At 65.1% G+C, this 12,764-nt stretch carries 12 protein-coding genes; 11 read left to right on the top strand and 1 reads right to left on the bottom strand.

Annotation, left to right across the window (positions count from 1 at the left end):
- The first annotated feature begins 17 nt into the window (after positions 1 to 17).
- Positions 18 to 794: a class I SAM-dependent methyltransferase gene (locus PVE35_RS22015; protein WP_277372975.1), complete on the top strand. Its 777-nt coding sequence runs from the start codon at positions 18 to 20 to the stop codon at positions 792 to 794.
- Between the two features lie 57 nt (positions 795 to 851).
- Positions 852 to 1,394, top strand: coding sequence for an oligoribonuclease (gene orn, locus PVE35_RS22010; RefSeq protein WP_268179209.1), 543 nt, complete (start codon positions 852 to 854; stop codon positions 1,392 to 1,394).
- An 85-nt stretch (positions 1,395 to 1,479) separates the two neighbouring features.
- Here orn and queG read toward each other — a convergent pair whose 3' ends face one another.
- Positions 1,480 to 2,574, bottom strand: coding sequence for a tRNA epoxyqueuosine(34) reductase QueG (gene queG / locus PVE35_RS22005; RefSeq protein ID WP_277372974.1), 1,095 nt, complete (start codon positions 2,572 to 2,574; stop codon positions 1,480 to 1,482).
- 61 nt (positions 2,575 to 2,635) lie between these two features.
- Between queG and PVE35_RS22000 the strand changes: the two genes are divergently transcribed.
- From PVE35_RS22000 to hflC, 9 genes are all read left to right on the top strand, one after another.
- Positions 2,636 to 4,135 (top strand): NAD(P)H-hydrate dehydratase, encoded by a 1,500-nt coding sequence (locus tag PVE35_RS22000; protein ID WP_277372973.1) that lies wholly within the window; start codon positions 2,636 to 2,638, stop codon positions 4,133 to 4,135.
- Positions 4,123 to 4,590: a tRNA (adenosine(37)-N6)-threonylcarbamoyltransferase complex ATPase subunit type 1 TsaE gene (gene tsaE, locus PVE35_RS21995; protein ID WP_268179206.1), complete on the top strand. Its 468-nt coding sequence runs from the start codon at positions 4,123 to 4,125 to the stop codon at positions 4,588 to 4,590. The genes PVE35_RS22000 and tsaE overlap by 13 nt, the downstream gene beginning before the upstream one ends.
- Positions 4,591 to 4,600: 10 nt before the next feature.
- Complete coding sequence (locus tag PVE35_RS21990) at positions 4,601 to 6,031, top strand: N-acetylmuramoyl-L-alanine amidase (RefSeq protein WP_268179205.1); 1,431 nt, start codon at positions 4,601 to 4,603, stop codon at positions 6,029 to 6,031.
- Entirely contained in the window at positions 6,031 to 7,911 is a 1,881-nt protein-coding gene (mutL, locus tag PVE35_RS21985) for a DNA mismatch repair endonuclease MutL (protein WP_277372972.1), read from the top strand. The genes PVE35_RS21990 and mutL overlap by 1 nt, the downstream gene beginning before the upstream one ends.
- A gap of 60 nt (positions 7,912 to 7,971) precedes the next feature.
- Positions 7,972 to 8,943 (top strand): tRNA (adenosine(37)-N6)-dimethylallyltransferase MiaA, encoded by a 972-nt coding sequence (gene miaA, locus PVE35_RS21980; protein WP_277372971.1) that lies wholly within the window; start codon positions 7,972 to 7,974, stop codon positions 8,941 to 8,943.
- A gap of 102 nt (positions 8,944 to 9,045) precedes the next feature.
- Positions 9,046 to 9,306: an RNA chaperone Hfq gene (gene hfq / locus PVE35_RS21975; protein ID WP_268179202.1), complete on the top strand. Its 261-nt coding sequence runs from the start codon at positions 9,046 to 9,048 to the stop codon at positions 9,304 to 9,306.
- An 11-nt stretch (positions 9,307 to 9,317) separates the two neighbouring features.
- Positions 9,318 to 10,619, top strand: a complete 1,302-nt coding sequence (gene hflX, locus PVE35_RS21970) for a ribosome rescue GTPase HflX (RefSeq protein ID WP_277372970.1) — start codon at positions 9,318 to 9,320, stop codon at positions 10,617 to 10,619.
- A 97-nt stretch (positions 10,620 to 10,716) separates the two neighbouring features.
- Positions 10,717 to 11,886: an FtsH protease activity modulator HflK gene (gene hflK / locus PVE35_RS21965; protein ID WP_268179200.1), complete on the top strand. Its 1,170-nt coding sequence runs from the start codon at positions 10,717 to 10,719 to the stop codon at positions 11,884 to 11,886.
- Entirely contained in the window at positions 11,886 to 12,755 is an 870-nt protein-coding gene (hflC, locus tag PVE35_RS21960; protein ID WP_268179199.1) for a protease modulator HflC, read from the top strand. Before hflK ends, hflC begins: the two co-directional genes overlap by 1 nt.
- The last annotated feature ends 9 nt before the right edge of the window (positions 12,756 to 12,764 follow it).

Raw genomic sequence — 12,764 nt, 5'->3', positions numbered from 1 at the left:
TGCAGACAGATGAGCGGATGAGCCTGGTACACCTGCCGGTGATGCGAGCCTTGCTGGCGCAGGGAGTCGCCGTTGCTCTGGTGGTGGTGCTGGTCTATCTGCTGGCGCTGTGGCCCTGGCGCCTGTCGTGGCTGTCGGTGGCCGTGCTGCAGGGCGCGCTGGCTGCGCTGATCGGCTGGCGTCTGGGCTTGTCGCGCTGGTGGGGCTGGATCAATTTCGCCTTCGTGCCGGCGCTGCTGCTCATGCAACGCTTCGGGCTGCCCGACTGGGTCTATCTGCTGGGTTTCGTGGTGTTGCTGCTGGTCAACTGGAACAGTTTGCGCGAGCAGGTGCCGCTGTACCTCAGTGGGCGGCGTGCGCAACAGCATCTGCAGGACTTGCTGGCCGAGCGCGAGCCGCCGCTGCGCTTCATCGATCTGGGCTGCGGCACGGCCGGCACCCTGCTGCAGTTGGCGCGGCGTTTTCCGCGTGGCCAGTTCGTTGGTGTCGAGACGGCGCCGCTGGTGTTTCTCTGCGCCTGGCTGCGTTGTTTGTTGCAGGGCAATTGCCGCGTCCGCTACCTGAACCTGTGGCAGGTGGATCTGGCGGATTTCGATGTCGTCTATTGCTTTCTCTCCCCCGTGCCCATGCCGCGCCTGTGGGCCAAGGCGCAGGCCGAGATGCGCCCGGGGAGCTGGTTGATCAGCAACAGCTTCGAGATTCCCGGTGTGCCGGCCGATCGACTGCTGGCAATCAACGAGGGGCGGCAGACCCAGTTGCTGCTGTGGCAGATCAAGGGTGCCGATATCCGTTAGCAGGTAGTTTTTCAACGGCCTGTTAGACTGCGCGTCTGAGCCAAGGAGCCTCCCATCATGCAGAACCCCAACAACCTGATCTGGATCGACCTGGAAATGACCGGCCTGGAGCCGGAGCGCGACGTGATCATCGAGATGGCCACCATCGTCACCGACAGCGAACTCAACGTGTTGGCCGAAGGCCCGGTGATCGCCATTCACCAGAGCGACGAGACCCTGGCTGGCATGGATGAATGGAACACCCGCACCCATGGCCAGAGCGGCCTGACCCAGCGCGTGCGTGAAAGCCGCATCGACACGGCCACGGCCGAGGCGCAGACCATCGCCTTCCTCGAACAGTGGGTGCCCAAGGGCAAGTCGCCGATCTGCGGCAACAGCATCGGTCAGGATCGGCGCTTCCTGTACAAGTACATGCCGGCGCTGGAAGCCTACTTCCACTACCGCTACCTGGACGTCTCAACCCTGAAGATTCTTGCCGGCATGTGGGCGCCGGAGGTCAAGGACAGCTTCCAGAAGACCGCCACCCACCAGGCGCTGGATGACATCCGCGAATCCATCGCCGAGCTCAAGCACTACCGTCAGCATTTCCTCAAGGCTTGAAAGCAGCGGCAAGCTTCAAGCCGCAAGCTAAGAGCAAGAGCGGCGTAGCCCGGATGCAATCCGGGGATGGCGGGGTGTGCGGCTTTTACTTGTTGCTTGCAGCTTGAGGCTTGTGGCTGCTTTCCCCATGGCGCTCCAGCGCCCATTGCACATGTTCGCGCACCAGCTCGGACGGATGTTCGCGGCGTGCATTGAGGGCCTCCAGCACCGGGATGGTGGAGGGGGCGTTGCCCAGGCCGACCGCCAGGTTGCGCAGCCAGCGCTCGTAGCCGGCACGGCGCAACGGCGAGCCTTCGGTGCGGCTGAGAAACTCTTCTTCCGTCCACAGGAACAGCTCGGCCAGGCCAACATTGTCCAGGCCGTGGCGCGGCTGGAAATCGCCCTGTTCGGTGGGGCGGGCAAAGCGGTTCCAGGGGCAGACGATCTGGCAGTCGTCGCAGCCGAATACGCGGTTGCCGATGGGCGCGCGCAGTTCCTCGGGGATCGAGCCTTTCAGTTCGATGGTCAGGTAGGAGATGCAGCGCCGCGCATCCAGGCGGTAAGGCCCGGCAAACGCATTGGTCGGGCAGATGTCCAGGCAGGCGCTGCAACGTCCGCAATGCTCGCTGCCATGCGCGGCGTCCACTGGCAGCGGCAGGTCGACGAACAGCTCGCCGAGGAAGAACCAGCTACCGGCCTTGCGATTGAGTACCAGGGTGTTCTTGCCGATCCAGCCCAGGCCGGCCTTTTCCGCGATGGCCTTTTCCAGCACCGGGGCGCTGTCGACGAAGGCACGGTAGCCGAACGGGCCAATGGCCTGCTGGATACGCTCGGCCAGTTGCTGCAGGCGCTTGCGGATCAGCTTGTGATAGTCGCGGCCCAGGGCATAACGCGAGATATAAGCCTGTTCGTGCTGGGCCAGGCGCTGGCTCATCTGCGTGTCGCCCGGCAGGTAGTCCATGCGCAGCGACACCACACGCAGCGTGCCGGGCACCAGTTGCTCCGGGTGCGCGCGCTTGCTGCCGTGGGCGGCCATATAGTCCATCTCGCCCTGATAGCCGGCCTCCAGCCAGCGCTGCAGATGGGCCTCGTGCTCGCCCAGCTCGACATCGCTGATGCCGACCTGCTGAAAGCCCAGCTCGCGCCCCCAGTCTTTGATGGACTGCGCCAGGTTGTCGAGATCGAGGCTGTGTTCAGGCATGAGGCGGGCGCGGATGGTTGAGGTGGGTATAATTCTGCCAGACATCCGCCGTGAGCGAGCCATGCAACCGCATTCCACACCCTTACCCTGCAGCCTGCACAGTGCCGCACAGGTGCGCCAGCTCGATACCCGCCTGATCGCCGCTGGCACCCCCGGCTTCGAGCTGATGAGCCGAGCCGCCCATGCCGCCTGGCGCGCGCTGCGCCGGCGTTGGCCCGAGGCGGGCGAAATCACCGTTCTGACCGGGCGTGGCAACAATGCCGGCGATGGTTACCTGATCGCCGCATTGGCCCAGCGCGCCGGTTGGCGGGTGCGCGTGCTGGCCGTGGGCGACCCGCAAACGCTGCAGGGTGATGCCGCCCAGGCCTGCCGCGAGGCGACCAGCGCGGGTGTCGAGATCCTGCCCTGGAGTGTGTCCGTGCCGCTGGCGGGGGTGCTGGTCGATGCCTTGCTCGGCACCGGCCTCAGCGGCGCCGTGCGCGAGCCTTATGCCCAGGCCATCGAGGCGATCAATGGCAGCGGCCTGCCGGTACTGGCGGTGGACATTCCCTCCGGTTTGCATGCCGACAACGGCGCCTGCCTGGGCGTCGCGGTGCAGGCGGATCTGACTCTGACCTTCATCGCCCTCAAGCTCGGCCTGTTCACCGGGCTGGGGCCGCAGCTATGTGGCGAGCTGCAATTCGATGACCTACAGGGTGATGCCGAGTTGCTGGCGCAGGCCCCTTGCCTGGCGCAGCGTCTGGATTCTGCCAACGTGCCGCGGCTGTCGGCACGCTCGCCGTTGGCGCACAAGGGCCAGCTCGGCCATCTGCTGGTGGTGGGCGGCGACCTGGGCATGGGCGGTGCGGCCCTGCTCTGCGCCGACAGCGCCTTGCGTGCCGGTGCGGGGCTGGTGTCGCTGGCGACACGGACGGAGCATGTTGGCGCGTCCCTGGTGCGGCGCCCCGAGATCATGTGCACGGGCGTGGCGTCGGCCAATCAGTTGCTGGCGTTGCTCGAGCGCGCCGATGTCTGCGCAGTTGGCCCGGGCCTGGGGCAGAGCGGCTGGTCACGCAGCCTGCTGTCCGCCGTCGCCGGGCGCAGCCTGCCCCAGGTGTGGGATGCCGATGCGCTCAATCTGCTGGCTGCCGGCCAGGTCACCGCGCCGCGCCAAATCGTGCTGACGCCCCATCCGGGCGAGGCCGCACGCTTGCTGGGGCTGGATACTGCTGCCGTGCAGGCTGATCGCCCGAGCGCCGCGCATGCTCTGGCGCAACGTTACAGCGCGGTGGTGGTGCTCAAGGGGGCTGGCAGTCTGATCGCTGCCCCGGATGGGCGCCTGGCACTGTGCGACCGGGGCCATCCGGCCATGGCGGGGGCGGGCCTGGGCGATGTCCTGACCGGCTTGATTGCTGCCTTGCTGGCGCAGGGTATGGTCGCCTTCGATGCTGCCTGCCTGGCGGTCTGGCTGCATGCTTGCGCGGGCGAAGCACTCGCGTTGCAGGGCCGTGGTCTGGCCGCCGGTGATCTGCCGGCGACCATTCGTCTGTTACTGGAGGAGTTCTGTCCTTGTCTGAGTTGACCCTCGAAGCCGCCGACGAAACGGCGATGCTGGAGCTGGGGGCGCGTATCGCCCAGGTCAGCGCCGGCGTTGGCATCATCTATCTGCATGGCGACCTGGGGGCCGGCAAGACCACCCTGTCGCGCGGCATCCTGCGTGGGCTAGGCCATGCCGGGGCGGTGAAGAGTCCTACCTTCACCCTGGTCGAACCCTATGAAATCGGCACAGTGCGCGCCTTTCATTTCGACCTCTATCGCCTGGTCGATCCCGAGGAGCTGGAGTTCCTGGGTATCCGCGATTACTTCGAGGGCGACGCCCTGTGCCTGATCGAGTGGCCGCAGCGTGGCGCCGGCGTTTTGCCAAAGCCGGACATGGACATTACCATTAGCCCCCAAGCGGGCGGCCGTTCGCTGTTGCTGCAGGGGCATGGGGCTCGAGGGGAGGCCTGGTGCAAGGCCCTGAGCGGCAAGCAATGAACAAGAGTCGATGGGGTTGGTTATGCGCATAGGCGCGCTGGTTACCGCTGTGATGCTGTTGTGGGCGGCCCTCGTCGCCGAGGCGCTGGCCGCCTCCGACGTGCGCGGCGTGCGGCTTTGGCGCGCTCCCGACAATACGCGGCTGGTGTTCGACCTGTCCGGGCCGGTGGAGCACAGCGTATTCACCCTGGCTGCGCCCGATCGCATCGTCATCGATATCAGCGGCGCCAAGCTGGCGACCAATCTGGATCAACTTGCTTTGAGCAACACGCCGATCACCAGCATTCGTTCGGCGCAGCGCAGCGCCGATCAGTTGCGTGTGGTCATTGACCTGTCGGCGCAGGTCACCCCCAAGAGTTTCGCCCTGGCGCCCAACCAGCAGTATGGCAATCGCCTGGTGGTTGACCTGTTCGACCAGCCCAGCGCCGCCGACGCCGCGACCCAGCCGCCGAGCCCGCCTGCCAGCACGCCAGCCATGCCGGTGACGCCGACTCAGGCGCCGCCCAAGCTCACCCCTGTACCCAATGGCAAGCGCGATGTGGTCATCGCCATCGATGCCGGCCACGGTGGCGAGGATCCGGGGGCGCTGTCGCCGGTCAAGGGGCAGTACGAGAAGAACGTGACCCTGGCCATCGCCAAGGAGCTGCAGCGGCAGATCAATGCCGAGAAGGGCTTCCGCGGCGAACTGGTGCGCACCGGCGACTACTTCATTCCACTGCGCAAGCGCACCGAGATAGCACGCAAGAAGGGCGCCGACCTGTTCGTCTCCATCCATGCCGACGCCGCGCCGCGCTCTTCGGCGTTTGGCGCCTCGGTGTACGCCTTGTCCGAACGTGGCGCCACCTCGGAGACCGCGCGCTGGCTGGCCGATGCCGAGAACCAGTCCGACCTGATCGGCGGTGCCGGCAACGTCAGCCTCGACGACAAGGACAAGATGCTCGCCGGCGTCCTGCTGGATCTGTCGATGACCGCCTCGCTGACCTCCAGTCTGAATGTCGGGCAGAAGGTATTGAGCAACATGGGGCGCATCACCCCGCTGCACAAGCGGCGCGTCGAGCAGGCCGGCTTCATGGTGCTCAAGTCCCCGGACATTCCGTCGATCCTGGTGGAGACCGGCTTCATCTCCAACCCCAACGAGGCGAGGAAGCTGCACACCGCCAGCCATCAGCAGGCGCTGGCGCGTTCGATCACAAGCGGGGTCAAGCAGTTCTTTCACCAGAATCCGCCGCCCGGCACCTATATCGCCTGGCTGCGTGACGAAGGCAAGATCGCCTCGGGCCCGCGCGAGCATGTGGTGGCGCGTGGCGACAGCCTGGCGCTGATCGCCCAGCGTTATCAGGTCAGCCTGGCTGCCCTGCGCAGTGCCAACCAGCTCAACGGCGACGTCATCAAGATCGGCCAGACTCTGCAGATACCCGCCACGTCGCTGGCTGCCCAGTAGTGAGTTCCATGTCCCGTATTCATTTGCTCAGCCCTCGCCTGGCCAACCAGATCGCCGCAGGCGAGGTGGTCGAACGCCCGGCTTCCGTCGCCAAGGAATTGCTGGAAAACAGCCTGGACTCCGGAGCCCGGCGCATCGATGTGGACGTCGAGCAGGGTGGGGTGAAGCTGCTCAAGGTGCGCGATGACGGCAGCGGTATCGCTCCCGACGACCTGCCCCTGGCACTGGCGCGCCACGCCACCAGCAAGATTCGTGAGCTGGAAGACCTCGAAGCGGTGATCAGCATGGGCTTTCGCGGCGAGGCGCTGGCTTCGATCAGTTCGGTGTCGCGCCTGACCCTGACCTCGCGCACGGAAGGTGCCGAGCAGGCCTGGCAGGTGGAAACCGAAGGCCGCGACATGGAGCCCCGGGTGCAGCCGGCCGCCCATCCGGTGGGCACCTCGGTGGAAGTGCGCGACCTGTTCTTCAACACCCCGGCGCGGCGCAAGTTCCTGCGCGCCGAGAAGACCGAATTCGATCACCTGCAGGAAGTCATCAAGCGCCTGGCGCTGGCCCGTTTCGACGTGGCCTTCCACCTGCGCCACAACGGCAAGACTGTGCTCGCCCTGCACGAGGCCGGTGACGAGATGACCCGCGCGCGACGTGTGGCCTCGGTCTGTGGCCCGGCCTTTCTGGAGCAGGCGCTGCCCATCGAGATCGAGCGTGGCGGCCTGCGTTTGTGGGGCTGGGTGGGGTTGCCCACTTTCTCCCGCAGTCAGGCCGACCTGCAGTACTTCTACGTCAACGGGCGCATGGTGCGCGACAAGCTGGTGGCCCATGCCGTGCGCCAGGCCTATCGCGACGTGCTGTTCAACGGTCGCCATCCCACCTTCGTGCTGTTCCTCGAGATCGACCCGAGCACGGTGGACGTCAACGTGCACCCGACCAAGCACGAAGTGCGCTTCCGCGACAGTCGCATGGTGCATGACTTCCTCTACGGCACCCTGCATCGCGCCCTGGCCGACGTGCGCCCCGAGGATCAGGTGGCGGCGCCGGCAGCCGTGACGCCCATGGTGCGCGCAAGCGGCGCGGCGGCTGGCGAGTTTGGCCCGCAGGGTGAGATGGGCCTGGCTGCCAGCGTGCTGGAAACCCCGCAGGCCAGCCCGCAGCCGGCCTGGCGCGGTGCCGGGGCGGGTTACCAGGCGCCTGCCAGCAATCCGGGGGTGCCGGTTGCCGAAGCGCAGGCGGCCTACCGCGACTACTACGCGCCGCTGCCTACTGCCCCGGCACAACCGCTGCCGCAGGAGCAGGGCGATATTCCGCCGCTGGGCTATGCGGTGGCGCAGCTCAAGGGCGTCTACATCATCGCCGAGAATGCCCAGGGCATGGTGGTGGTGGACATGCACGCCGCGCACGAGCGCATCACCTACGAGCGCCTCAAGCAGGCCATGGCCAGCGAGGGCCTGCGCGGCCAGCCGCTGCTGGTGCCGGAAACCATCGCCCTGAGCCAGCGCGAGGCTGATTGCGCCGAGGAGCACGCCGAGTGGTTCCAGCGCCTGGGCTTCGAGCTGCAGCGCCTGGGCGAGGAAAGCCTGGCGATCCGCCAGATTCCGGCCTTGCTCAAGCAGGCGCAGGCCACGCAACTGGTGCGTGACGTGTTGGCCGATCTGCTCGAATACGGCACCAGCGACCGTATTCAGGCCCACCTCAACGAGTTGCTGGCGACCATGGCCTGCCACGGTGCGGTGCGTGCCAACCGACGCCTGACCCTGCCGGAGATGAACGCCCTGCTGCGTGACATGGAGCAGACCGAGCGCAGTGGTCAGTGCAACCATGGTCGTCCGACCTGGACGCAACTGAGCATGGATCAGCTCGACAAGTTGTTCATGCGCGGCCAGTAATCGAGCCCGTGAGGCCCTGCAGTCAGGGCTTCTCCCATTTTCGTGTTTCGAGTCATGTCGATGTCTTCGCTTCCTCCCGCAATCTTCCTGATGGGCCCGACCGCCGCCGGCAAGACCGATCTGGCCCTGGAGCTGGCGCGCGTGCTGCCGTGCGACCTGATCAGCGTGGACTCGGCGCTGATCTATCGAGGCATGGATATCGGCACGGCCAAGCCGGACAAGGCTGTGCTCGCCGAATTTCCCCACGCCCTGATCGATATTCGCGACCCGGTCGAGAGCTACTCGGCAGCCGAATTTCGCGCCGATGCGCTGGCGGCGATGGCCGACAGCACGGCTCGCGGGCGCATCCCACTGCTGGTTGGCGGCACCATGCTGTATTACAAGGCCTTGCTCGAGGGGCTGGCCGATATGCCCAGCGCCGACCCGGCCGTGCGTGCCGAGCTGGAGGCGCGCGCGGCGGCAGAAGGCCTGGAGGCACTGCACCGTGAGCTGGCTGAGGTCGACCCGGAGTCGGCTGCGCGTATCCATCCCAATGATCCGCAGCGGCTGGTGCGCGCCCTGGAGGTCTATCGTGTCAGCGGCCTAAGCATGAGCGAGCACCGGCGTCGTCAGGCTGCAGGAAATCCCGATTGCGACACGCCGGGCGGCGGACAATTGCCCTATACTGTCGCGCAGTTCGCCATCGCGCCGGCCGAGCGGCAGATTCTGCACGCACGTATCGCCCAGCGTTTTCATGCGATGGTGGAACAGGGCCTGATCGGCGAGGTCAAAGCCCTGCGCGAACGAAGTGACTTGCATCCGGGGTTGCCGTCTATACGGGCGGTGGGCTATCGCCAGGTCTGGGATTACCTTGACGGCAGGCTTTCTCGAAGCGAAATGCTGGAGCGCGGCATCATTGCCACTCGACAGCTAGCCAAGCGGCAGTTTACCTGGCTGCGGGGGTGGGAGAATCTGCACTGGCTGGACAGTCTGGCCTGCGACAATCTGTCTCGCACCTTGAAATACCTGGCCAGCGTCTCCATATTGGACTAAGACCTTGCCGCCGCTGACCGTCTATCCTCGAAGATGGCGGCCTGAAGCCATTGTTCACCTACTAAAACTATTGAAAATTGATCCTTGAAAGGAGTGCGGCACATGTCAAAAGGGCATTCGCTACAAGACCCTTACCTCAATACCCTGCGTAAGGAACGCGTCCCGGTTTCCATTTATCTGGTCAACGGCATCAAGCTGCAGGGTCAGATCGAATCTTTCGACCAGTTCGTCATTCTGCTGAAGAACACTGTCAGCCAGATGGTCTACAAACATGCCATCTCCACCGTCGTGCCCAGCCGTCCGGTGCGCTTGCCCAGCGCTGGCGACTCCGAGCACAGCGAAGGCGACGCGGGTAACGCCTAAAGGGGGCTGCTTTGTTCTTCGAGCGTCATGAAGGCGGTGAACGGGCCATTCTGGTGCATCTGGAGGGCCAGGACTCCGAGGCGAGCGAAGATCCCCAGGAGTTTCAGGAATTGGCCATGTCGGCAGGTGCCGACATGGTCGCTTTCTTCAGCGTCCCCAGCAGCCGCCTGACCGCCAAATATCTCATCGGCAGTGGCAAGGTCGAGGAGCTGCGCGACCAGGTTCAGGCCGTCGAGGCCGATCTGGTCATCTTCAATCACACCCTCACGCCCAGTCAGGAGCGCAACCTCGAGCGCGCCTTCGAGTGTCGTGTGCTCGACCGTACCGGGTTGATCCTGGACATCTTCGCCCAGCGCGCGCGTACCCACGAAGGCAAGCTGCAGGTAGAGCTGGCGCAGCTCGACCACATGAGTACGCGCCTGGTGCGTGGCTGGACTCACCTGGAGCGGCAGAAGGGCGGTATCGGCCTGCGCGGCCCGGGTGAAACCCAGCTGGAAACCGACCGTCGCCTGCTGCGTGTGCGCATCCGCCAGATCAAGCAGAAGCTGGAAAAGGTGCGCAGCCAGCGTGAACAGGCGCGTCGTGGGCGCAGGCGTGCGGATATTCCCTCGGTGTCGCTGGTGGGCTATACCAACGCTGGCAAATCTACCCTGTTCAATGCCCTGACCACCTCCGAGGTCTACGCCGCCGACCAGTTGTTCGCCACCCTCGATCCGACCCTGCGTCGCCTCGAGCTGGATGACCTGGGGCCCATCGTGCTGGCCGATACCGTGGGTTTCATCCGCCATCTGCCGCACAAGCTGGTCGAGGCCTTTCGCGCTACGCTGGAAGAGTCGAGCAATTCCGACCTGCTGCTGCACGTGATCGATGCCCACGAGCCCGAGCGCATGGCGCAGATCGAGCAGGTGCAGAATGTGCTGCAGGAGATCGGTGCGCACGAGTTGCCGATGCTGGAGGTATACAACAAGCTGGATTTGTTGGAAGGTGTCGAACCGCAGATCCAGCGCGATGGGGATGGCAAGCCCGTCAGGGTCTGGCTGTCGGCGCGCGAAGGGCGGGGCCTGGATTGCCTGCGTCAGGCGGTTGCCGAGTTGCTCGGCGAGGATCTGTTCGTCGCGACCCTGCAGTTGCCGCAGGCGCTGGGGCGCCTGCGGGCGCAATTCTTCGCCCTGGGGGCGGTGCAGGACGAAATGTATGACGAGCAAGGGCAGAGTCTGCTGTCAGTGAGGCTGCCACGGGTTGAACTCAATCGCCTGGTCAGCCGCGAGGGGTTGGAGCCGCAACGCTTCATCGAACAACATACTTTGCAATAAAGCCTGGATCGCGTGCTTTGCCGTCGGGACAGGGCTTTGGGTAGCATTGGCCGGCGCGCCGTGGGCGCGCCTTCGCTTTATCAGTACGGAGAACGCTATGGCTTGGAATGAGCCGGGTGGAAACTCGAACAATCAAGACCCTTGGGGCGGCCGCAAAGGCGGTGGGCGCCAGGGCCCGCCGGATCTCGACGAAGCGTTCCGCAAACTGCAAGAAAGCCTCAACGGCTTGTTCGGCGGCGGCAAGAAGCGCGGTGGCGATGACTCCGGGCGCGGCGGTGGCGGTGGCTTCGGCCTGCTGTTCGTCGGTCTCGGCCTGTTGGCCGTGATCTGGCTGTACAGCGCCATCTATGTCGTTGACGAGCAGGAGCAGGCGGTGGTGCTGCGCTTCGGCAAGTACCATGAAACCGTCGGCCCGGGTCTGAACATCTACTTCCCGCCGTTCGACCGCAAGTATCAGGAGAACGTCACTCGCGAGCGTGCCTACACCAAGCAGGGGGCGATGCTCACCGAGGACGAAAACATCATCGAAGTGCCGCTGACGGTGCAGTACCGCATCAGCAATCTGAAGGACTTCGTGCTCAACGTCGATCAACCCGAAGTCAGCCTGCAGAACGCCACCGACAGCGCCGTGCGCCATGTGGTGGGTTCCACCGAGATGGATCAGGTGCTGACCGAAGGGCGTGAGCTGATGGCCAGCGAAGTACGCGAGCGCCTGCAGCGTTTCCTCGACAACTATGCCACCGGCATCACCGTCACCCAGGTGAACATCCAGAGTGCGGCCGCACCGCGTGAGGTGCAGGAAGCCTTCGATGACGTGATCCGTGCCCGTGAAGACGAACAGCGCGAGAAGAACCAGGCCGAGTCCTACGCCAACGGCGTGATTCCCGAGGCGCGCGGTCAGGCTCAGCGCATGCTGGAAGAGGCCAACGGTTATCGCGACGAAGTCATTGCCCGCGCTCAGGGTGAGGCCGATCGCTTCACCAAGCTGGTGACCGAGTACCGCAAGGCCCCCGAGGTCACTCGAGAGCGTCTGTACCTCGACACCATGCAGGAAGTGATGAGCAACACCAGCAAGGTACTGGTCACTGGCGACAAGGGGCAGAACAACCTGCTCTATCTGCCGCTGGACAAGATGATCGACAGCAGCCGCAGCGGTGCTTCGACCGGCAGCTCGGCAAGCGGCAGCAGTGCTGCGGCAAGAGACTCGGTCGTGCCCATGAGCAGCGATCCATCCCAGCGTAACCTGCGTACCCGGGAGAGCCGTTGATGAGCAACAAGTCCCTGATCGGCCTGATCGTGGCCGTGGTTCTGGCCCTGGTGGCCTGGAACAGCTTCTACATCGTGGCGCAGACCGAGCGTGCGGTATTGCTGCAGTTCGGTCGCGTGGTCAACCCGGACGTCCAGCCCGGTCTGCACGTGAAGATCCCTTACGTCAACCAGGTGCGCATCTTCGATGGTCGCCTGCTGACCCTGGATTCCACCTCGTCGCGCTTCCTCACCCTGGAGAAGAAGGCGCTGATGGTGGACGCCTACGCCAAGTGGCGGGTGAAGGATGCCGAGCGTTTCTATCAGTCGACATCCGGCTTGAAGCAGGTCGCCGACGAACGCCTGGCGCGTCGTCTCGAGGCCTCGCTGCGTGACCAGTTCGGTAAGCGCACCCTGCACGAGTCGGTGTCCGGCGAGCGTGACGCGCTGATGGCGGACGTGACCGCGACCCTCAACCGTGCTGCCGAGCGTGAGCTGGGTATCGAGGTGGTGGACGTGCGGGTCAAGGCCATCGACCTGCCGCGCGAGGTCAACCGCAGCGTGTTCGAGCGGATGAGCACCGAGCGTGAGCGTGAAGCCCGCGAGCACCGCGCCAAGGGCCGTGAGCTGGCCGAGGGGATTCGCGCCGATGCCGACCGTCAGCGCCGGGTGATCATCGCCGAAGCTTATCGTCAGTCCGAGGAGCTGCGCGGTGATGGTGATGCGCAGGCGGCTGCCATCTACGCCAAGGCTTATGGCCAGGATCAGGAGTTCTATGGCTTCTATCGCAGCCTGAAGGCCTATCGCGAGAGCTTCGCCGACAAGCGCGACGTGCTGGTGCTCGATCCGGGCAGCGATTTCTTCCGCTACCTGGAGAAAGCCAAACCCTGAGAACGGCTC

It is taken from the genome of Pseudomonas sp. AA-38, from assembly GCF_029457475.1.
Taxonomy (GTDB): Bacteria; Pseudomonadota; Gammaproteobacteria; order Pseudomonadales; family Pseudomonadaceae; genus Aquipseudomonas.
This window is presented reverse-complemented; position numbering and strand designations above follow the sequence as displayed.